Source organism: Vibrio sp. M260118, assembly GCF_036533755.1.
Lineage (GTDB): Bacteria > Pseudomonadota > Gammaproteobacteria > Enterobacterales > Vibrionaceae > Vibrio.
The window spans coordinates 1-20,903 of the sequence record NZ_JATABG010000020.1; the positions used below are offsets into that span (position 1 = coordinate 1).

At 44.4% G+C, this 20,903-nt stretch carries 17 protein-coding genes; 8 read left to right on the forward strand and 9 right to left on the reverse strand.

Going from position 1 to position 20,903, the window contains the following annotated elements; all coding sequences use genetic code 11:
• Positions 1–237: 237 nt before the first annotated feature.
• Positions 238–654, forward strand: coding sequence for a CBS domain-containing protein (locus QTO00_RS02650; RefSeq protein ID WP_331422783.1), 417 nt, complete (start codon positions 238–240; stop codon positions 652–654).
• 198 nt (positions 655–852) lie between these two features.
• Here the strand turns inward: QTO00_RS02650 and QTO00_RS02655 are convergent, their stop codons facing one another.
• The gene (locus QTO00_RS02655; RefSeq protein ID WP_331422785.1) at positions 853–3,123 is read right to left on the reverse strand and encodes a putative bifunctional diguanylate cyclase/phosphodiesterase; all 2,271 of its coding nucleotides are present in this window, start codon (positions 3,121–3,123) and stop codon (positions 853–855) included.
• A gap of 237 nt (positions 3,124–3,360) precedes the next feature.
• On the opposite strand from QTO00_RS02655, the gene QTO00_RS02660 reads away from it, so the two are divergent.
• Both QTO00_RS02660 and udp read left to right on the forward strand, forming a co-directional pair.
• On the forward strand, positions 3,361–5,661 hold the full coding sequence (locus QTO00_RS02660; protein ID WP_331422787.1) for a zinc/cadmium/mercury/lead-transporting ATPase: 2,301 nt from the start codon (positions 3,361–3,363) through the stop codon (positions 5,659–5,661).
• Between the two features lie 255 nt (positions 5,662–5,916).
• Positions 5,917–6,675, forward strand: a complete 759-nt coding sequence (gene udp, locus QTO00_RS02665) for a uridine phosphorylase (RefSeq protein ID WP_331422788.1) — start codon at positions 5,917–5,919, stop codon at positions 6,673–6,675.
• 51 nt (positions 6,676–6,726) lie between these two features.
• On the opposite strand, the gene QTO00_RS02670 is transcribed toward udp, so the two are convergent.
• Both QTO00_RS02670 and metG read right to left on the reverse strand, forming a co-directional pair.
• Positions 6,727–7,542, reverse strand: coding sequence for a hypothetical protein (locus QTO00_RS02670; RefSeq protein ID WP_331422789.1), 816 nt, complete (start codon positions 7,540–7,542; stop codon positions 6,727–6,729).
• A 202-nt stretch (positions 7,543–7,744) separates the two neighbouring features.
• Positions 7,745–9,805 (reverse strand): methionine--tRNA ligase, encoded by a 2,061-nt coding sequence (gene metG / locus QTO00_RS02675; protein ID WP_331422791.1) that lies wholly within the window; start codon positions 9,803–9,805, stop codon positions 7,745–7,747.
• Between the two features lie 155 nt (positions 9,806–9,960).
• Between metG and apbC the strand changes: the two genes are divergently transcribed.
• The 3 genes from apbC (at position 9,961) to QTO00_RS02690 (ending at position 14,220) form a co-directional block, all read left to right on the forward strand.
• Positions 9,961–11,034 (forward strand): iron-sulfur cluster carrier protein ApbC, encoded by a 1,074-nt coding sequence (gene apbC, locus QTO00_RS02680; protein WP_331422793.1) that lies wholly within the window; start codon positions 9,961–9,963, stop codon positions 11,032–11,034.
• 225 nt (positions 11,035–11,259) lie between these two features.
• Entirely contained in the window at positions 11,260–11,901 is a 642-nt protein-coding gene (gene udk / locus QTO00_RS02685) for a uridine kinase (protein WP_038206665.1), read from the forward strand.
• 156 nt (positions 11,902–12,057) lie between these two features.
• Positions 12,058–14,220: an AsmA family protein gene (locus QTO00_RS02690; RefSeq protein ID WP_331422795.1), complete on the forward strand. Its 2,163-nt coding sequence runs from the start codon at positions 12,058–12,060 to the stop codon at positions 14,218–14,220.
• Between the two features lie 90 nt (positions 14,221–14,310).
• On the opposite strand, the gene QTO00_RS02695 is transcribed toward QTO00_RS02690, so the two are convergent.
• From QTO00_RS02695 to cobO, 3 genes are all read right to left on the reverse strand, one after another.
• Positions 14,311–15,048, reverse strand: a complete 738-nt coding sequence (locus QTO00_RS02695) for a substrate-binding periplasmic protein (RefSeq protein ID WP_331422797.1) — start codon at positions 15,046–15,048, stop codon at positions 14,311–14,313.
• Positions 15,049–15,122: 74 nt separating this feature from the next.
• Positions 15,123–16,754, reverse strand: coding sequence for a methyl-accepting chemotaxis protein (locus QTO00_RS02700; RefSeq protein ID WP_331422798.1), 1,632 nt, complete (start codon positions 16,752–16,754; stop codon positions 15,123–15,125).
• 184 nt (positions 16,755–16,938) lie between these two features.
• The gene (cobO, locus tag QTO00_RS02705; RefSeq protein ID WP_331422799.1) at positions 16,939–17,544 is read right to left on the reverse strand and encodes a cob(I)yrinic acid a,c-diamide adenosyltransferase; all 606 of its coding nucleotides are present in this window, start codon (positions 17,542–17,544) and stop codon (positions 16,939–16,941) included.
• Between the two features lie 111 nt (positions 17,545–17,655).
• Here cobO and QTO00_RS02710 point away from each other — a divergent pair, with 111 nt between their 5' ends.
• On the forward strand, positions 17,656–18,105 hold the full coding sequence (locus QTO00_RS02710; protein ID WP_331422800.1) for a low molecular weight protein-tyrosine-phosphatase: 450 nt from the start codon (positions 17,656–17,658) through the stop codon (positions 18,103–18,105).
• A gap of 18 nt (positions 18,106–18,123) precedes the next feature.
• Here the strand turns inward: QTO00_RS02710 and QTO00_RS02715 are convergent, their stop codons facing one another.
• The 3 genes from QTO00_RS02715 to sodB all read right to left on the reverse strand — a co-directional run bounded on the left by QTO00_RS02715 (position 18,124) and on the right by sodB (position 20,210).
• Positions 18,124–18,786 (reverse strand): SDR family oxidoreductase, encoded by a 663-nt coding sequence (locus QTO00_RS02715; RefSeq protein ID WP_331422801.1) that lies wholly within the window; start codon positions 18,784–18,786, stop codon positions 18,124–18,126.
• Positions 18,787–18,989: 203 nt separating this feature from the next.
• Complete coding sequence (locus QTO00_RS02720; protein ID WP_331422802.1) at positions 18,990–19,493, reverse strand: VC2046/SO_2500 family protein; 504 nt, start codon at positions 19,491–19,493, stop codon at positions 18,990–18,992.
• 132 nt (positions 19,494–19,625) lie between these two features.
• Positions 19,626–20,210: a superoxide dismutase [Fe] gene (sodB, locus tag QTO00_RS02725; protein ID WP_038206705.1), complete on the reverse strand. Its 585-nt coding sequence runs from the start codon at positions 20,208–20,210 to the stop codon at positions 19,626–19,628.
• A gap of 293 nt (positions 20,211–20,503) precedes the next feature.
• On the opposite strand from sodB, the gene QTO00_RS02730 reads away from it, so the two are divergent.
• Positions 20,504–20,839 (forward strand): Grx4 family monothiol glutaredoxin, encoded by a 336-nt coding sequence (locus QTO00_RS02730; RefSeq protein WP_004748458.1) that lies wholly within the window; start codon positions 20,504–20,506, stop codon positions 20,837–20,839.
• Positions 20,840–20,903 lie beyond the last annotated feature (64 nt).

A 20,903-nucleotide genomic window follows, 5' to 3' on the forward strand; every position in this document is an offset into this window, starting at 1 on the left:
TTGGATAGGTATCAATTGGCTGAAAGCTGGCTTAACCTATGTGGTGCCGTTTTGTGTATCACTTTTTAGTAGTTGGCTTACCAGTCGCGATGCCAAGGCGCAGAGAAGTTAAATAGCGTTTTTGATAGTCGGATAGGCAGTGCCTATTATAAAAATCGTCATTTTCCATTTAGTAAAATCAAGAAATTAGACAACACTTAAGTTATGCAGTGAGGCTTGCACTTTAAGGAGACATAAATGGAATCATTGAAAGTTAAAGACTATATGACATTGCAAGCGGTTACCTTCACGCCAGAAATGTCACTCAGTGCCGCGTTAGATAAGGTCATGAACTCGAGATACCTTGGTGGCCCTGTGATTAATGACAAGAAGGAAGTGATAGGTTTTCTATCCGGACAAGATTTGCTCGATAAGCTGATTAAGGTCAGTTACTACTGTCAAGATACGCATATTGTTGCAGACTGTATGCACCCTGAAGTGTTGTCTGTGACTTCTGATACTTCAATTATAGAGTTGGCTGAAATGATGACAGTAGGGCGGCCAAAGGTTTATCCGGTGATCGATGGAGGTAAGTTAGTCGGTATTATTACCCGCCGTGATGTGTTAAGGGCGATTGGTAAAAATATCGCAGATTGCTTTAAACATCCGGTGTAACACGTCGTTGGATTAAATAGGTAAGAGGCTGCCAAACTCTCAATAACAGAACAGTACGAGAGCAAGCTAAATAATAGTTATTTATTATTAAAATTTTAGTTTGTTCTCTTTACTATGAAACCATCTAAATACCGCGGTTATAAATGCCAACACCTTACTTGTTTAAGAGACTTCATTTAGGTTATTTGATTTAGTGCTCTAGCGTGATTGCTGTTCAATGTAGTCAATTAACTGCTTTTGGGTTAACGGCTTGGAAAAGTGATAGCCCTGAAATATATCGCAGTTGAGCTGAGCGAGCGCTTGCTGCTGCTCGGCAGTTTCTACTCCCTCTGCAACCGTACTGATTCCGAGTTTGTGGGCAATAGTAACAATCCACTCAACCATAGTGTAGGCAGCTTTATCTTCGAGCATGTCATCAACAAAACTTTTGTCGATTTTTAACTCATCGATTGGCAACTGCTTAAGCAAACTTAATGAGGAATAGCCTGTACCAAAGTCGTCCAATGAGCATCGCATACCATGGGATTTAATTTGTCTGAGCAAGGTTTGTACCCCCGCTACATCTTCTATGAAAACGTTCTCTGTCACCTCGAGGACTAAACGTAAATTATCGAATTGATAGCTTTTTGTCAGCTCCATAAGATCTTCGAAAAATCTTTGATGGTGGAACTGAGTAACCGATATGTTGACGGAGAGAGTAATGTCACGCCCTGTTCGCTCCTTTATTTCCATCATCTGTTCGAGTGAGCGGGCAATCACAAACCGTCCTATGGCAGGCATGACCCCGATAGCCTCGGCTATGGAGATGAATTTATCTGGCGGAACAAATCCTAGTTGAGGGTTCTCCCAACGAATGAGCGCTTCAACTCCTTGTAGGGTGCCATCTGGCTTGACCTGCGGTTGATAGACCATGTAAAACTCATGATTCATCAGTGCATGTTTAAGTTCTAACTCGATCTGGGTTGCGTACAGATGCTCGTTCTTTAATCTGTCTTCAAAAAAAGTGATGGTATTGCGAGTGCGTTTTGACTCATACATAGCCAGATCCGCATAACGTTTAATCTCATCACTGTTGTCGCCATCTTTAGGGTAGTTAGCAACCCCAATACTGGCAGATAGAATGAACCGATAGTCTCGTATCTTGTAGGGTTGGTTAATTAGCCCCAATATGTTGTTGCTTAGCGCTCGAAGCTGTTCGGTTTTATTCTCAAAAGTCACCAGAATAAATTCATCGCCACTGTAGCGGATGACAATGTCATGTTCCGATGTGGCTGACAAAAGTCTTTTTGCGGTTTCACACAACACTAGGTCGCCAATTTCGTGGCCATAGTTGTCATTGATCGCTTTAAAGTTATCCATGTCGATAAATAGCATGCTGTAGTGGGCATTCGAGTCCAGAGTCGGCATGAAGCTGTCGAGGAAGTAGCGATTATTAAGGCGAGTTAGGTAGTCATGGTTTGCTTGATAGCTGAGCGCTTGTTGCTTGTTAAGCTCGTTGCGCGCAATACTTCGAAACAGAGCATAAATAACAAGTAGTGAAACGACAAATACAATGATGATTTGTGTCATCTTCTGAAAAAATATAGCGCGTATATCTTTAACTTTGACTTCACTCGACACCCAAAATGCATAACGTTTAATATAAATACTTGCGGTCAAAGCTTGGCGTTTGGGCAGCATTTTTTCATGAACAAAGGTTTTGCCAGATGCTTTGATTTCGTTGATAGGAAGTGCTAACTCGGACTCCATGCTACTAACAGTTTCCTGCATAGCTTGTTGATCAAGTTGAGATTTATAGATTTCTGGTTCATCTCGCAGCTCAATAGGTGCGAACTGGAAATACCGGTCACTATCACGAAATATATAGCTGCTTATCTGTGTGCCCTCATTTTCATCCTGCTCAACAAACTTGAATGCTTTGTCGATTAGAATGGAAGCACTAATGACAAGTACTGGCTGATTATATCTGTCGCGCACCGTGAGGTAGGCCGGCATGATTAGCTTTCTCATTGCTGTGCTGTAGTAGGTGCGACCAAACACAGCATGGTCTACCTTTAGTGCTTGTTCGAAGCTCTTTTTAGTTTCTTCAATTTCTAATAGATTGTATTGCTTCGGTAATAAGGTGGCATTTGATGCGGTATAGAGAGAGCCGTTGGGTTCTAGAACAGCGAATCCGACCATGGAGTCATCAACATCAGCGACATTTTTTAGAATGTTTTTGACCTTTCTGCGCTCTGGGACTTCACCATCTTGAAATATTTCGTTAGAGAGGATATTGAGAACTACCTCATACTGCTTTAACAATGCTGAGTATGAGAGTGCGACGTTGGTGGTGATACTGCTCTGGCGGGTAGCGAAGTCGTTATGGTTAGCTCGATAGGTGTCATACGTCGTATAAATGAACAGCGCCAGCCATGTCACGGTGAACAGGTGAAATGCCAACCAGATATTTCTTTTAATAAACGCCATTTAACTCAACAATTCCCTATATTAATCACTCAACTATAGCAGCTTTAATGCATATTGAAAGGCGGTTCAATCACGTATTTGATGGGCAATTTTAAGTAAACGTAACTCATTGACGCGGTTTTAATTGACGATGTTGCTTCGACCACAGATATTCCTCAACAATCAGCAGAAATAGTTTGACCTTGGAGTAGGCTCCAAGGTTTAAACTACTGGTGTACAGTGAATGGAGATAAACATATGTGCACTAAACACCAAGCATGTCGTTCAGACAAAGTAGCGATAAATCCTTCTCAAGTTGGCTCTTGCTCTAGCCCTAAAATCTCAACCATTAAGATGGCTGAGGCTACTAGTTCTGAATCGAGTTGTTGTAGTTCAAACAGCTGTAGCAGTGGCGCTGACCCGTCTGACGAAGAGGGCGAACCCAGTTCCTCTTCACGTTATACCTATAGTTGGATAATTGAAGGGATGGACTGCCCTGCCTGCGCTCGAAAAGTGGAAAAAGCGGTTAATCGAGTAGATGGAATCATTGAGGCTAAAGTTCTTTTTGCTACCGAGAAACTCATCATTACTTCGGACAATGCCGATGTTGCACAACTCGTGGAACAAACGATTCTAGATACCGGGTTCACTTTTACCAGTCCTAATTCAAAGTCTGCAAAACAAGTATCCACTGGGTGGAAGTCAGTGTTGCAGCAGAATGCGCAGATTATTGCTATTGCGTCTGCTATGGCGATTGCCGCTGCAATTAAACCAGTACTTCCTGAAATTAGTGAATGGATGTTTGTGATTACCTGTCTAGCAGGCTTATATCCAATTGGTAAAAAAGCGATTAGCCTCGCTCGCTCAGGCACCCCTTTTGCCATCGAAACCTTAATGAGTGTCGCTGCTCTTGGTGCACTGTATCTGGGAGAAACTGTAGAGGCAGCAATGGTGTTATTGCTGTTCTTGATAGGTGAGCGTTTAGAAGCATTTGCTGCATCTCGTGCTCGTAGTGGTGTTCAAGCCTTGATGGAGTTAGTTCCGGAAAATGCGATTAAGATCGTTGATGGTCAAAGAGTTGAAGTTTCAGTCAGTGAGTTACATCCCGGTGATGTGATTGAAGTCTCTCCCGGCGCACGACTACCTGCTGACGGTCAGTTGCTCGAAGAAGCTGCAAGCTTTGATGAAAGTGCGCTTACTGGCGAGTCGATCCCTGTTGAACGTTATCAAGGTGACTCTGTAATGGCAGGTGCCGTTGTAGTCGATAAAGTTGTGCGGTTTACCATTACCTCAAAGCAGGGCGAGAACGCCATTGATCGAATCTTACGTCTGATTGAAGAAGCAGAGTCGCGCAAAGCACCGTTGGAGCGGTTCCTAGATCGATTCAGCCGTTGGTATACCCCATTGATGATGCTAGTTGCTTTACTGGTGATCATTACGCCACCGCTTCTGTTTGCTCAGCCGTGGGAAACTTGGATCTATCGTGGTTTGGCTCTGCTTCTTATCGCTTGCCCTTGTGCATTGGTGATCTCTACGCCTGCCGCGATTACTTCTGGCTTGGCTGCCGCAGCGCGCAGAGGGGCGCTTATCAAAGGTGGCGCTGCGTTGGAACAGTTGGGTCGAATAGAGACCATTGCCTTTGACAAGACTGGAACCTTGACCAAAGGTAAACCGGAAGTCACTGATATTGTTGCCTTAGATGGTTGGACTGAGCAGGCACTACTGGCAAAGATTGCTGCAATTGAAGTGGGCTCAAGCCACCCATTAGCCGTCTCGTTAGTTAACAAAGCCAAGCAGCTGAATGTTGAAATCGTTGAGGCTCAGGACAAACAAGCTTTGGTGGGCAGCGGTGTTCGTGGTGTGGTATCTGGTGTTGAGTATCAGGTATGCGCGCCAAGCAAAGTTGAGGTGACGTTACCGGCTTCCTTAGTTGATCACATCGAACAACTTGAGGGAGAGGGCAAGACTGTCGTGGTCGCGATAGAGTCTCAGCAAAGCATCATGGGTTTAATCGCTTGGCAAGATACTCTACGTGAAGACTCAGCCCAAGCGGTAGCTGCACTCCAATCGTTAGGTATTCACTCGATAATGCTGACCGGAGACAACCCACGTAGCGCGGCAGCCATGAGCTCTAAGATTGGCATTGATTATAAGGCAAGCCTGCTGCCACAAGACAAGGTGAGTTACGTTGAACAGCTTTCAGCTAACGGTAACGTAGCGATGGTTGGCGATGGGATCAATGATGCGCCAGCGATGAAGGCGTCCAGTATTGGTATTGCCATGGGTGGAGGTACTGATGTTGCGTTGGAAGCAGCCGATGCTGCCATTACTCATGACCGTCTGCTTGAGTTAGCGAGCATGATCGAGCTATCACGTGCGACACTGAGTAATATTCACCAGAACATTGCTTTGGCACTTGGGTTAAAGGGAGTGTTCTTGGTGACAAGCTTATTAGGCATTACTGGTCTTTGGGTGGCGGTATTAGCCGACAGTGGTGCAACGGCAATCGTCACTCTGAATGCCTTAAGATTGTTAAAATTTAAGCCTAAGCGCGCTTAATTTCGATTTGAATTAGTTTGCCTCTGCTTTGTTGATGTAGGGGCTGTTTTTTATGCAACTACTGTTTATTCTCACTACGAAGTGTGATGTAAACCGTTTTTATGTGCAATTTCATTTCTTGTTGCGCTTATAGTTGTGAGTTGTGTCACTTCAAAGTTGTGGTGAGTTGGTTAGAGTAACTCTTGTACCCGATGAATTTATAGAGCGTACTTGTCAACAATCTACTGACAGACTGCGCCACAAAAGGAGCCCCCTATGTCTCAAGCTGTATTCCACCTTGGTGTTACTGAATCTGATCTTGCTGGCGCTACACTGGCGATTATTCCTGGTGACCCAGCACGCGTACAAAAAATTGCCGAAGAGATGGAAAATCCGGTTTTCCTAGCAAGTCACCGTGAATATACGCTTTACCGCGCAGAGCTTGAAGGCAAGCCTGTTGTAGTTTGTTCAACTGGTATCGGTGGTCCTTCAACTTCAATTGCTGTGGAAGAACTAGCGCAACTTGGCGTTCGTACTTTCCTTCGTGTAGGTACAACAGGCGCAATTCAACCACATGTAAACGTGGGTGACATGATCGTGTCAATGGGCTCAGTTCGTCTAGATGGTGCAAGTCTACACTTCGCTCCTATGGAGTTTCCAGCAGTAGCGGATTTTGAAGTTGCGACTGCAATGAAAGCAGCAGTGGAAGAGTCTGGTGCTACTGTGCATATGGGGGTTACTGCTTCAAGTGATACTTTTTACCCAGGTCAAGAGCGTTACGATACTTTCTCTGGCCGCGTTGTTAAGCGTTTCCAAGGCTCTATGCAAGAGTGGCAAGACATGGGCGTGCTTAACTTCGAAATGGAGTCAGCAACGCTACTCACTATGTGTGCAAGTTCTGGCCTAAAAGCGGGTTGTGTAGCAGGTGTTATTATCAACCGTACTCAGAAAGAGATTCCTGATCACTCAACGTTGAAAGAGACAGAAGCTCGTTCTATTAAAGTCGTGGTTGAAGCTGCACGCAAGATGCTTTAACTGCTAGATTAGTTGTGAATGAAAACAGCCACCAGTTCGGTGGCTGTTTTTTTATCCGCTAAATGCCATCTTCGGTAGTGGCTGATATAAGCTCTCTGTCATATCTGATAACATTTGATCATAGACTTGAGAAATGATCAGCGAAATGTCGGTGGTTAGCTGATAGAGCTCTTCACTGGTCATTTCTATCTCTTCGCTGGCATTAATTTCAGTTAATGCATGCATGGCTTTAGAACTCAGGGGCGATGCAACAGACAATGGGCTAATCAATGACAACTGGTTTAGTTTACGTCGCGTCTTATCACAATAATACTTTACTCGTAACATACCTTCAGGGTAGTGAAGATCTTGGATAGAGATTCTTAACTGTGTTAACCCTTCCATGCTATCGAGCACTTGTTGCCAGTTCATATGGTATTCGTCGCTGATCTCTTCACGACCAGACTCTATTAACCATGCAATAGCAATTTCATCCATCAAGAACATACAGTGTCTAATGGTTTTGCCATGAATAACCTGGTTACGAGCAATCGTTCTATGTTCCCACTCTTTATGCAGTTTCTTTAGTTTAAGCTGCAGAATACGGTACATAGGTTTGTTTTCGAACTGTGCCTGAGCGATGAGCTCGTTTGAGCGATCCATCATTGAATCGTAGATTTCCTCTAATTGACTTTGATGCACGTCAAAGTGATGGCTCGTTAATGCTTGATGAGTAATGGCTCTGTGCTGTCGGCTAAGCAGAATAAGTTGGCGCAGTAGAACAAGTATTTCAAACTTACGCTCTAGGCCTGTGTGGCGTTTTTTTGAAAAGTAGAATAGCGCCACCAGTACGGCACATGAAATAATTAATGAAATGAGCACAAACATAACCAACTCCTTGTTATGGCTTACCTATAAAGTAGTAGAGCAGGTTTGATGCCAGAAAATAAGTCATTAAATTTCAATTGCTTATATATTTATTAGAGTTGCGAGTGATCCAGGATGGTGCAAGTTAGCACTGAAAGCGTGAATTAGCGCACAAAAAAAGCCCCGCTGATTTCAGCAGGGCTTTCGATTATTGCAATGTTATTTACATCACGCGCATGCCAGGCTGTGCGCCTTCGTGTGGTTCTAGAATCCACAGGTCACTGCCACCAGGGCCTGCGGCTAGGATCATGCCTTCAGACATACCAAACTTCATCTTACGCGGCTTAAGGTTTGCTACCATCACTGTTAGCTTGCCTTCTAGCTCTTCAGGTTTGTACGCAGACTTAATGCCTGAGAATACTTGGCGCGTTTCACCGCCAATATCCAGTTGGAACTTAAGCAGTTTGTTGGCTTTTGGCACTTCTTCACAAGAGATAATACGCGCGATACGCATATCAACGGCTGCGAAAGCGTCAAATTCAATCTCATCAGCAATTGGGTCTTTGTCTAGCTCAGTTTGGCTTGCCTTGTTCTTTTCAGCTTCAGCTTTCTCTTTTGCTGCAACTTCTGCCGCCGCATCTTCTTTCGAAGCTTCAACCATAGCCTCTACCTTCTTAGGATCGATGCGGTTGAACAGCGCTTTGAACTTAGTAATTTCGTGGCCAGTTAGTGGCGCTGCAATGCCTTCCCAGGTCAGTTGTTGATTCAAGAACGCTTCTGTGCGTGCAGCAAGCTCTGGCATGACTGGTTTCAGGTAAGTCATCAGAACGCGGAATAGGTTGATACCAACAGAACAGATATCTTGTAGCTCTTGATCTTTACCTTCTTCTTTTGCGACAACCCACGGTGCTTTCTCATCAACGTATTGGTTTGCCTTATCTGCCAGCGCAGTGATCTCACGGATAGCGCGGCCAAACTCACGTGCTTCGTACAGCTCTGCAATGCGATCGGCGGCAGCTGCAAACTCACTGTATAGCTCAGGTTCAGCGAACTCAGCAGATAGCTTGCCTTCAAAACGCTTAGTGATGAAACCAGCGTTACGAGAGGCTAGGTTAACAATCTTGTTTACAACGTCAGCATTCACGCGCTGAGTGAAATCTTCAAGGTTAAGGTCTAGGTCATCAATACGGCTGTTTAGTTTCGCTGCGTAGTAGTAACGTAGGCATTCTGGATCTAGGTGATCTAGATAAGTTGCCGCCTTGATGAAGGTGCCTTTCGACTTAGACATCTTAGCGCCGTTTACCGTAACGTAGCCGTGAACGAATACATTGTTTGGTTTACGGAAGCCAGAGCCTTCTAGCATTGCAGGCCAGAATAGCGAGTGGAAGTAAACAATGTCTTTACCAATGAAGTGGTACAGCTCAGTAGTGCTGTCTTTTTTCCAGTACTCATCGAAGTTTAGGTCGTCACGCTTGTCACATAGGTTTTTGAATGAACCCATGTAGCCGATAGGTGCATCTAGCCAAACGTAGAAGAACTTGTCTTTTTCACCTGGGATTTCGAAGCCAAAGTAAGGGGCATCACGAGAGATATCCCACTGTTGTAGACCTGATTCAAACCACTCTTGCATCTTGTTTGCCGTTTCAGCTTGAAGTGAGCCAGAGCGTGTCCACTCTTGCAGCATGCTTTCAAACTGAGGCAAATCGAAGAAGAAGTGCTCAGAATCTTTCATAATTGGAGTTGCGCCAGATACCGCTGATTTAGGATCAATCAGTTCTGTTGGGCTGTAAGTCTCACCACAGTTGTCACAGTTATCACCGTATTGGTCTTCTGACTTACACTTAGGACAAGTACCTTTTACGAAACGGTCCGGTAGGAACATCTCTTTCTCAGGATCGAACAGCTGAGAAATCGTGCGGCTAGAGATAAAGCCATTCTTTTTCAGCTCAAGGTAGATGTGCGAAGCTAGCTCACGGTTCTCTTCTGAGTGAGTGCTGTGGTAGTTGTCGAAGCTAATATCGAAGCCAGCGAAGTCTTTTTGGTGCTCTTCACTTACAGCAGCGATCATCTCTTCTGGCGTAATACCCATCTGTTGTGCTTTTAGCATGATTGGCGTGCCGTGAGCATCGTCAGCACAGATGAAGTTTACAGTGTTGCCACGTAGGCGTTGGTAGCGAACCCAGATGTCAGCTTGGATGTGCTCAAGCATATGACCTAGGTGAATCGAACCGTTAGCGTACGGAAGGGCACAAGTGACCAGTAGTTTTCTTGGATCGTTTGCCATACTTAATAATCGCTTCTTAGGTGTATAAAAAATAGAGAGTAATACTACCTTATCCCACCAATGACTCCAAGGCTTCCAATATGGGAAACCCCCAGTTTTTTCAGGGTTCAGTCTAGGCGAGGGGAGTGTTACGATTAGATGCATAAGGAGGACCTATGCGTCAGTTCACTTCAAAGCAAGATTTCTGTGATTGGTTGAACCAATTTGAACACGCTAGCCTAGCCCCTGATTGGGCTTCGACGGCGAACATTGTTTCTGTAGAGTCAAGCAGCTTTAAAATCGAAATTCCATTCGCAGCCAATGGGTTAGTTAATGATCTAACGGCTTGGATTCAAACTGCTCAAGAGAGTGGAGAAGTTGCTTCATTCTCTTACGATGTGTCGGTTGCGACTAAGTCTTTAGAGACTCATGTTGCGGCTACCGTTAAAGGCGTAAAAAACGTCATAGCGGTGACCTCGGCAAAAGGTGGCGTAGGTAAGTCGACAACCTCAGTGAATTTGGCTTTGGCTCTTGCTAAGTCCGGGGCAAAAGTCGGGCTACTTGATGCCGATATTTATGGTCCTTCGGTGCCACTGATGTTAGGTCAGATGAATGCGCAGCCAGAAGTTCGTGACAATAAGTGGATGCAACCCATCGCTGCGCACGGTATTTATACCCACTCAATCGGTTATTTAGTATCGAAAGATGAAGCGGCTATTTGGCGTGGACCTATGGCGGCTAAAGCACTTGCACAGCTATTAAATGAGACGGAATGGCCAGATCTTGATTATTTAGTGATTGATATGCCTCCAGGTACGGGTGATATTCAACTGACTCTGGCTCAACAAGTTCCGGTAACAGGCGCTGTTATTGTGACTACACCGCAAGACCTGGCATTGGCTGATGCGCGTAAAGGGGCGGCAATGTTCAGCAAAGTAGACGTTCCTGTTGTGGGTGTGGTGGAAAATATGAGTTACCACATTTGTAGCCACTGTGGAGAGAAGGAACACATCTTTGGTGCTGGTGGCGCAGAGAAAATGGCCAGTGAGTATGGCCTAGATCTATTGGCTCAAATCCCACTGCATATTCAAATGCGAGAAGACATTGATAACGGCACGCCAACTGTCGCGGCAAGACCGGATTCTGAGCATGGCAAACAATACCTCGCTTTGGCTGAAGCAGTGAGCTCACGACTCTATTGGTTTGGCAAAACTAAGCCGGATTCGATCATGTTTACCATGGTTGAATAAACACTTAATTGCACTGCAATAAGAGCGCTTATTCAATGTAATCGTTTGCGCTGAAATCTTTTATTCCATTTAGCCGATCCGCGCTAATCCTGACTAGCAACCAGTGACTGAACTCCCTATAATCAGGCGGTTTATCTAAATTTATACTAATACGCAGAGCTCACCTCGATGAGCACTGCTAGTATTAGCATATGACACCAATCTAAATCATCGGGTGCAAGAATAATGTCTGATAATAATCAATGCGTCATTGTAGGTATTGCTGGCGCGTCTGCTTCTGGAAAAAGTTTAATCGCGAGCACTATTTACAACGAACTTCGTGAAAAAGTGGGCGATCATCAAATTGGTGTGATTACGGAAGATTGCTACTACAACGATCAAGGCCATCTAAGTATGGATGAGCGTGTAAAAACCAATTATGACCACCCAAGCGCACTGGACCACGATCTTCTGTGCGACCATCTAGAGCAGTTAGTTAAGGGACAAGCAGTAGAAGTGCCTGAGTACAGCTACACTGACCACACCCGCACAGAGAATACGACCTCAATGACGCCGAAGAAGGTGATTATTCTTGAAGGTATCTTGCTCCTTACTGATCCCCGCCTACGTGACTTGATGCACGCGACTGTGTTTATGGACACACCGCTTGATATTTGTTTACTACGCCGTGTTAAGCGTGACGTAGAAGAGCGTGGCCGTACTATGGATTCAGTACTTAAACAGTACCAAGAGACGGTTCGTCCAATGTTTATGCAGTTTATCGAGCCATCGAAGCAGTATGCAGACATTATTGTTCCACGTGGTGGTAAAAATCGTATCGCGATTGATGTATTGAAAGCCCACATTGCAAAACTTCTGAAATCTTAACGTTGAAAAGACGCTTAAGACTTTATTTTTTCTAAGATAAGTGGCACTTTTAGTGCCACTTTCTTTTTATGGCTCTCATAAAAAATTAACTGTTCATTTATACTTGGAGCTGACCCTTATATCTAAAGGCGTGCTCACTAAGCAAGGATAATGCTGATGAAGAAACTGCTTCTAATCGTAGCAATCCCAGTGGTTGTTATTGTCGGTGCTCTGATTGCACTGGTTACCTTAGTTAACCCTAATCAATTTAAACCTCTTATCGTAGAGCAAGCCAAAACGCATACTGGGCTCGAGCTTGTGATTGATGGTGATATCAGCTGGCAATTTTTCCCGTCGATTGGTTTTGAGCTCGGCCAAACTCAGCTACGTAACCCTCAGGGTTTTGAACAGATGAATATGTTCAAAGTTGATACGGTAGGTATTGATGTCTCTGTAATGCCTCTGTTCAGTCAACAGTTAGAGATCGGCAATATCACTTTGGATGGTGCAGCTTTCTCACTAGAGACGTTGCCAGACGGAACTAAAAACATTGATGCCTTGACTCAAGCACAGTCCGCGCAAGCAGAGCAAGCTACAGCGCCAGCTGCGTCAGAGTCTGCTTCGCAAGTTTCAGAGCCGGCAGCAGAACAAACAACTGATACCGCTTCTGCTTGGTCGATTAACTTGGCAGGTGTAACGATTTCCAATGCGTCGGTAGACATTCAAGATAAACAAGCAGGATCCTTTACTAAGCTCTATGACGTTTCGTTAAACCTTTCTCAGTTTGCGATTGATACTTGGACTAAGGCGGATTTTGCTGCCAAAGGTGAAGCGAATCAGCAGAGATTTACGGCTAAAGGTGATGTTGAGTTCAAGCTAGCTAAAGGCTTTAAAGAGTATGCACTTCGCAACATTAATTTAGACGCGACCTTTAGCGATCCTGCAACCCAGATCGATAGTGCAAAAATCGGTTTAGAAACATTTGAGTTTGATAAAGCCAATGCTTTAACGTATGCAGTGGTGGGTAACGCGGCTGGGTTAAACATTGACATGAAAGGCTCAGCTTCGTTATTGGTTGATCAAGCGATCAGTAATGTGCTGATGAACAAAATGATGCTAGATGCCACATTCAAAGGTGACTCGCTTCCTCAGTCACCCATGAAGGTAGATATGGCATCTGATTTGTCGTTTGACCTGACTAAGAGCCACCTAAGTTTTGTGCTCGAAAAGTTAACTGCGAATGCATTGGCATTTGATGGTAAAGCTGATGTGACGTTAGGCGATATTCCTAAGGTTCGATTTGCTTTGCATAGCCCGAATATCGATTTGGACGAGTTTTTAGGATTGGGCAAAGCGGCTCCGGCGCAAGCGCCTTCTGACACAGCCCCTGCTTCAGAGGCACCGCAGCAAAAGCCTGCACAAACTTCGCCACAGAAACCTGCTCAAGAAGTGGAACCTGATCTCTCTGCGCTGAAAACGTTGGATGTGAAAGGCGAGATCACCATCGACAAGTTCAAAGCTAACAACGCCAAAATGCAGAACGTAAAGGCGAGTTTCTCAGTTAACCGAGGTGTGGCAGAACTGACTTCATTTACTTCGGATCTGTATCAAGGCTCTATCAATGCTACCGCTCGTTTAGACGCACGAAAAACACCAGCGACTTATACAGCGAAAAAACGCATCAAAGGGGTAAAAGTTCAGCCTCTACTGGTTGATGTTGCTGACAACGATATGCTTGAAGGAACGGGTAACATTGATGTTGATGTCAAAGGCAGTAGCTTGACGCCAACAGGCATTAAGAAAAACCTTGTCGGTACCGTAGTGATTAACTTTGCTGATGGTGCTGTGAATGGTATCAATGTCGCGCAATTGATAAGGGAGAACTACGCCAAGATTAAAGGTGAAAAGTATGATGACGTTGACGGCGTACAGAAAACCGATTTTAGTGCAATGAAAGCGACGCTGAAGCTGAATAAAGGTAACGTAACAACGGATGATCTTACTATGCAATCGCCACTGCTGCGCATTCGTGGCAATGGTAGCGCGAACTACATCAACGAAACTGTCGACTTTACTGTCAGTACTTCTATCGTTGGTTCGCTAAAAGGGCAAGGTGGAAAAGATATTGATGAGCTAAAAGATGTGACGATACCAATTAATATCTCTGGCGCATGGGCTGAGCCAAAGTTCAAGCTAGTGTTTGATGATGTGTTGAAGCAGAAAGCTGAGAAAGAACTTGACCGCGGTCTGAAGAAGTTGGATGAGAAGCTTGGTGACAAAATTAAAGATGAGAAGACGCGAGACGCCGTTAACAGCTTGATTAAAGGGTTGTTTAACTGATCGGTTAGCCGACGAACGTTGCCAAACAACAGCAAGCCCTCAAGGATAGAAAATTCTATCTATCTTTGAGGGCTTTTATTTGGATGCTTGTTAATTAGAGACGGTGTAGCGTTTTCGGATTTCTTGGTACTCTGAGGTACGTTGAAACTCTTCTAAGGCTTGTTGCCATAGACGAAGAATTTTGGGATTAGTCCCCTTTGAAAAGGCGATGTATAGGTCAATGTCGAATAAATTGATTTCCGAGCGCACGATTTCATCCCGATTGATGCCTTCGGCATCGAGTAAACTAGGCATAGCGAACTCACCGGCTACCATTGCAGTCACCCGGTTGTAGCTGAGCAGCCGTGCATTTTCTTGCGGCTGATTTGTCAGCCAAAGGTTATCGAAGCCTAAGTCAATTAATGTTTGATGCTCTGGGTAGTTGGCTGTAACCGCAATGCTTTGCCATTGCCTGGCGCTGTCTATGTTTTCTGACGTCGAGTCAAAACGACGGCTATGATACAGATACACTCCGTCAGAGAGCATAGGCCCAACCCAATCAAACTTGCGGTCTCTAGCTGGGGTTCTGGCTACACAAAAGAGGGCTCGATTTGGCAACAGCTCTAACTGTTTTATTGCACGTGACCATGGCAGGACTTGGATTTCATCCTTTAAGTCTAATCGCTTCATCACGTGCTGGACAATTTCGACGCCGATTCCTGTCAGCTGTCCGTTTGAGTCGTAAAAACCAAACGGAGCGAAATCCTCGGTCATCATGGTAATTTTGGCGTTTACTGGCGATGTCAAAATGCAGCACACTAGCAATAATGCAGATTTCAAATTAAGCATGTTGTCTCTCTGTGGTTATTGATAGTTCACATAACAAGCTTGGTTGAAAAGGCCACAACGTGACCTCTTTACCTTTATGCTTCGAACCCATCAACCTGTCGGTTGAGTTCATTACTTTCTGCACCTAACTGTCCGCATAGCTGATCGGCGTGATTCAGCATTTGAACCATTTCACTACTATTTGACGCGATCTGCTGGATGTTTTGATTGATTTCCCCACTGACCGCCGATTGTTGGGTTGCAGCAGCAGCGATTTCAGTGTTCATTTGGTTAATTTGCTCGATTGAATCGCGAATGATATCTAACGATTGGGAAGCCGAGTTCGCGATAGCAATTGTTTTTTGACTACTGGTTTGACTCGACTGCATCGCCCCTACAGCACTTTGTGCACCTGATTGTAGTCGCTCTATCATGGTTTGGATTTCACCTGTACTTTGCTGAGTGCGTCCCGCTAAAGAGCGTACTTCGTCAGCCACTACGGCAAAGCCTCTACCTTGCTCACCAGCACGTGCAGCTTCAATTGCCGCATTTAAAGCCAACAAGTTGGTCTGATCAGCAATGTCACGGATAACATCAAGAACGGAAGCGATATTATTTACATCCGTATCCAGCAAGTTAACCACTTCACTAGCTTGACTTATTTGCTCAGACAGTTGCCCAATTGAGTCTAGTGCTTGTGCTATCGTTAGGTGAATAGTCTCTGTTTCACTACTTGCCTGATGGCTAAACTGAGCAGCCTCGTTCGCATGTTGACTAACACTGTGACTGGTTGCTTGCATTTCATTTACTGCTGTTGCTGCCGCTTCACTCTCTCTATGCTGAGATTGGCTAAACTCTGTCGTACTCGCAGTCGCTTGTTTTAAACCGTTCGCCATGTTTTTTACTTTGTCAGAACAATCCATAACATGCGTGACGGTTTGCTGAATTTTAGCGACAAACACATTGAACGAAGTGGCTAACGAACCAAGCTCATCGCGACTGACCACTTCTAATCTGCGTGATAGGTCACCTTCACCTTGGGCAATGTCTGCCATTGCATTGCTTATGCGATTGATAGGGCGAACCACAAACCTCATTGTCGTCCAGATGGTGACTAACACGGTAAGTAGAGTGACTATCATCGAAATAATCACAACGCGCTCGTTAGTTGAGATGGATTCGTCGACCTGCTGTTTTAGCATCAGTTGTTGCTCATCAATGGAATTACTAATGGTTTTTAGCTGTTTACGAATCACCTTAAACTGGCTGCTGAACTCCGCTGCCTTGTTTTCATAGTAATGAGCGGCCATTTCTGGCTGATCAATCATAGGCTCATATAAGCTAACCCAAGAACGTGTTGCACTCAGCAAGGTATCTAGGTTTGCATACAGGCTATCTGGCAATATTTTGTGTTCAAATAGGGTTTTAAGCTTTGCCATTCTTGGCTCAGCTCGATACGCGTTATCAGCGAACTCGTTTTGATGATAGTTTACTTCTGCTTGAGTTTGCGCTTGAGCGACGCCATTGGCCGCAACCATTACTTGGTACAAATCTCGATAAGCATCTTGCAAACTATCAATAGAGGGTTGCACAACATTGTTCAATTGAGCATTAAGATAAGCTTGTTTGTTGCTTTGCAAATATGAAACGGTGGAGCTAGCCACTACGCTGGTAAGAATAACCATCATGGGCAGCAGCATCTTTTTAGATATAGATAACTGGATCATCAATAGACCTTATTACATCACGGGAACGACAAGTGATTAGCGTAACCATGTAGGTCATTGAGCAAAAGAGACGGAATGTGACTGCCTATCCGTCTTTTTGATGTGGATATTTATAGTTGGGTCATATCTGACCCACAACCATGTTTTATGTAATTTAGTCGATAACTTTGTGCTTTGAAAATGATTACCAATCAACACCTTTCAATGCTTTAACACCGGACTCAAAAGCGTGTTTTACATTGCGAACTTCGGATACGGTGTCTGCCATTTCGATCAGCGTTCGATGTGCGCCGCGACCTGTAATGATCACCGACTGCATTTTAGGGCGATTTTCTAGCGCTTCAACGACTTCGTCGAGTTCGATATAGCCGTAACTGACCATGTAGGTCAGTTCATCAAATAGCACCACATCAATCGACTCGTCGCGTAGCATACGTTTACACTCTTGCCATACCGTTTGAGCGGCCTCTGTGTCGGCTTTTTTATCTTGGGTGTCCCACGTAAAGCCGGTAGCCATAACTTGAAATTCAACTCCTAGCTTTTCTAGCAGGTTACGTTCGCCATTGTCCCATGTACCTTTAATGAACTGAGCTACGGAACATTTTAAGCCATGTCCAACCGCACGAGCGACAGTACCAAAACCAGAGGTAGACTTGCCTTTACCGTTGCCAGTAATGACAAGTAGCAGTCCTTTCTCTTCTTGAGCTGCAGCGACGCGAGCATCCACTTGCTCTTTCACTTTTTGCTGTCTTTCTTTGTGACGTGCTTCTTTATTGGTTTCGGAGGTCATGGTAAATCCTTTTTAATTTCATAATTCTGTGTCTATGATAGCTTAATCACAGTATTGCAAAAACCTATGATTTACATGGGAAAGAAGTTAGAGACAAAGGTTGAATAGGAAATGAAGAAGCTATTAGTTGTGTGTATGGGCAACATCTGTCGCTCTCCAACAGGCGAAGCGATTTTGCGTGCCAAATCTAAGCAACTTGGCATTCCGGTTGAAGTCGATTCGGCTGGCACCATCGGCTACCACCAAGGCAACCCACCAGATTCTCGTGCCAAAGCGGCGGGTGAGCAACGTGGTTACTCATTCAAAGGGATACGAGCGAGAAAGGTAGTCGATAGTGATTTTGATGAATTTGACCTGATTTTGGCTGCAGATAGAGACAATTTTTCAGATCTTATTACTCAGTGCCCTCAGCACCTGCAATACAAGATAAAGCTGTTTTTAGAGTTTTCAGATTCTGATTACGATGAAATCCCTGATCCTTACTATGGGGGAGACAGTGGCTTTGAGTTGGTTTTAGACTTGATTGAAGACGCCTCAGAAAAAGTGCTTCAATCAATTTAAGAAAGGGATGGTGGTTGTTTATGCCGCCATCACCCGACCGCTGAAATAGTCGTTTGAAATAATATATTCTGTGTTGCGGATTAGTTCGTCTTTGACCTCTGCCCAATGTGAGCTGTCGTGCTCGGTTGCTGGTACGACACCACCGACGCGGATGTTAAATGGGTTAAGTTCTTTAGCCCAACTTTGAGTAAATCCAGCCACCATAGAAGTCGCGTTATCAAATCCAGATAAATCCTGATAGTGAGGATGGGAGATAACGTTGACGATCACGCCATTTTTTTTCTCTTCACGCATACGCTCAGCGGTGGCTTGGCCAAAACTGAATAGGGTTGCTGCCATCATTGATAACCTTTGAGTAAACAGATCACTGCCCTGATGATCAAAAATATTAGGCATTGCCTCTGCGGTCAGCGTGTTGATCAGTACATCAGGTGAGCGTTGCAACGTATTGTCGATAAAGGAGAATAGATGCTGAATAGAGCTCAGAGAATGATCATCAATCGGGCATTGATAAACCGAATCAGAAATTTCTTGGCATAGCTGATAGGTTTGCGCTAGTTGCGGTGTTTTTCTATCGCACAGAACTAATGTAGCGCCGAGTGAAGCAAAATGATATGCCAGTGTACTACCGATTTGTGAACCGGCAGCAGTGACTAAAACGACAGCGTTTTTGATATCCATTGGATTCCTCCTATAAGCGTTACGTGCTTAAAAAGTTGTCCACATAGCATGGTAGATTAACTGTGGTTTAGTTGTGAATAGTGTCAAATAACTTCGTCGTAAATATGACAATGTTCAATAATTTGGCTTTATTCACATTATGAAGGGCATTTGTTTTGTAAGTCCGAAAGATGCGACAGTGAAAGTGTGATCAAGGTGAGGATCTATGCCTGAGCTTGGATCTGGAAGGTACGCTGAGCTTTAATCAAGTTATTGTAAAGATCTATAGGTATCAACTCTTTAGGCTCTTTTTCACCCATAGAACGACGCTGGTGTCCTGACAAGTTGTGGTAGATCTCTTCAGGTAGATCGTGTGTATCTTCAGGCAGATAGCTTAAAGCGTCCGGACATAAATAGTGGCTGAGCTTGGTACTCACCATTCCTGCATTGTGAAATAAAGAAGCTTGCTTGGCAGAAATATCGTAAGAGCTCTGGTCGGAACGAAGCTGTTGCGGTTGTTGTAGTTCAAACCGTTTGCGCAGTGCTTGTTCACTGGTGTCGATTTCGTCGACTTTCTCTAGTGGGGTATTGTCGCGAACATCATCGGAAAACATAGACAAAATAAGCGCGAAGTCAGCTCGGCGTCCTTCATGCACGGCATTATTAATGCCCGTGCCGAACTGAAGCTCGCTGATTATAGCCGCTTTGTCTAACGTATGAATTTTCATGATGTTCCTCTCGTGTTGCTTTTATAGCGACTCAGCCCTGAGAAACTTTAGGAATATCATAGGTGAAATAGCAAAAAAGCCAGCAAAATGCTGGCTTTAAAATGACTAAATTTTAAATCCTAGGGGAAAGGATTATTTTGCTAGGTTTTCTGCAACGAAGTCCCAATTAACTAGTGCCCAGAAACCATTCATGTAGTCTGGACGAACGTTACGGTAATCGATGTAGTAAGCATGTTCCCATAGGTCAACAGTAAGAAGTGGTGTAACACCTTCTTCTGTTAGAGGCGTTGCTGCGTTAGACGTGTTAACGATGTCTAGTGAGCCGTCTGCTTTTTTAACTAGCCAAGTCCAAGAAGAACCAAAGTTGTTGATTGCAGAATCAGTGAACTTCGCTTTGAACTCTTCGAAAGAACCAAATGCCGCGTTGATAGCGTCTGCAACTGCACCTGTTGGTTCGCCGCCAGCGTTAGGCGCTAGACAGTGCCAGTAAAACGTGTGGTTCCAAATTTGTGCTGCGTTGTTGAATACACCACCCGTTGAAGTCTTAACGATTTCTTCTAGAGATTTGCCTTCAAACTCAGTGCCAGGGATAAGACCGTTTAGCTTAACAACATAAGTGTTGTGGTGCTTACCGTGGTGGAAATCTAGAGTTTCAGCTGAGATATGTGGTTCTAGTGCGTCTTTCGCGTAAGGAAGAGCTGGTAGTTCAAATGCCATTGCTCGATTCTCCATTTATATGAAAGGGTTGCCCCTCTCGATTGCTTCCAGTGATATTTATAATACATGGCTCGCAAGTGCCAACCATGGTCGTTTTGCTGACTTGCGCTATAGTTTAGCAAGTTTTTACTTTATTAAAAGCCTGGCCTCGACATTCTACGATGAAATTTTTCTATTAACCTCATCTAATTAATCGTTGAGACGGTATAACCATACAGATAATGGGCTTTATATTCTGTGCTAATGGTTTAGAATGTTGACAATATTTGCCGTAACTCCATTAAGAGGAAGCAATGGAAACCATCGATAAAATCAAACAGCAAATCGCAGAAAACTCGATCCTTTTGTACATGAAAGGCTCACCTAAACTACCTAGCTGCGGTTTCTCTTCACAAGCGGCACAAGCACTAATGGCTTGTGGTGAAAAGTTTGCATATGTAGATATTCTACAAAACCCTGATATCCGTGCTGAGCTGCCAGCTTATGCACAGTGGCCAACTTTCCCACAACTTTGGGTTGAAGGCGAGCTAATCGGTGGTTGTGACATCATCATCGAAATGTTCCAAAAAGGTGAACTTCAGCCGCTAGTAAAAGAAGCCGCTGAACGCGCAGGAACAAGCGAAGAGTAATCGCTAACAAAAATACTGTTTAAATTTACAGTTTTCTTGATTTCTAAGGGCCACATTCGTAATG

Bases quoted from the DNA above. Each gene is read 5' to 3' on its own strand.
- QTO00_RS02650 (WP_331422783.1), top strand. From the start codon at position 238: ATGGAATCATTGAAAGTTAAAGACTATATGACATTGCAAGCGGTTACC.
- QTO00_RS02655 (WP_331422785.1), bottom strand. From the start codon at position 3,123: ATGGCGTTTATTAAAAGAAATATCTGGTTGGCATTTCACCTGTTCACC.
- QTO00_RS02660 (WP_331422787.1), top strand. From the start codon at position 3,361: ATGTGCACTAAACACCAAGCATGTCGTTCAGACAAAGTAGCGATAAAT.
- udp (WP_331422788.1), top strand. From the start codon at position 5,917: ATGTCTCAAGCTGTATTCCACCTTGGTGTTACTGAATCTGATCTTGCT.
- QTO00_RS02670 (WP_331422789.1), bottom strand. From the start codon at position 7,542: ATGTTTGTGCTCATTTCATTAATTATTTCATGTGCCGTACTGGTGGCG.
- metG (WP_331422791.1), bottom strand. From the start codon at position 9,805: ATGGCAAACGATCCAAGAAAACTACTGGTCACTTGTGCCCTTCCGTAC.
- apbC (WP_331422793.1), top strand. From the start codon at position 9,961: ATGCGTCAGTTCACTTCAAAGCAAGATTTCTGTGATTGGTTGAACCAA.
- udk (WP_038206665.1), top strand. From the start codon at position 11,260: ATGTCTGATAATAATCAATGCGTCATTGTAGGTATTGCTGGCGCGTCT.
- QTO00_RS02690 (WP_331422795.1), top strand. From the start codon at position 12,058: ATGAAGAAACTGCTTCTAATCGTAGCAATCCCAGTGGTTGTTATTGTC.
- QTO00_RS02695 (WP_331422797.1), bottom strand. From the start codon at position 15,048: ATGCTTAATTTGAAATCTGCATTATTGCTAGTGTGCTGCATTTTGACA.
- QTO00_RS02700 (WP_331422798.1), bottom strand. From the start codon at position 16,754: ATGATCCAGTTATCTATATCTAAAAAGATGCTGCTGCCCATGATGGTT.
- cobO (WP_331422799.1), bottom strand. From the start codon at position 17,544: ATGACCTCCGAAACCAATAAAGAAGCACGTCACAAAGAAAGACAGCAA.
- QTO00_RS02710 (WP_331422800.1), top strand. From the start codon at position 17,656: ATGAAGAAGCTATTAGTTGTGTGTATGGGCAACATCTGTCGCTCTCCA.
- QTO00_RS02715 (WP_331422801.1), bottom strand. From the start codon at position 18,786: ATGGATATCAAAAACGCTGTCGTTTTAGTCACTGCTGCCGGTTCACAA.
- QTO00_RS02720 (WP_331422802.1), bottom strand. From the start codon at position 19,493: ATGAAAATTCATACGTTAGACAAAGCGGCTATAATCAGCGAGCTTCAG.
- sodB (WP_038206705.1), bottom strand. From the start codon at position 20,210: ATGGCATTTGAACTACCAGCTCTTCCTTACGCGAAAGACGCACTAGAA.
- QTO00_RS02730 (WP_004748458.1), top strand. From the start codon at position 20,504: ATGGAAACCATCGATAAAATCAAACAGCAAATCGCAGAAAACTCGATC.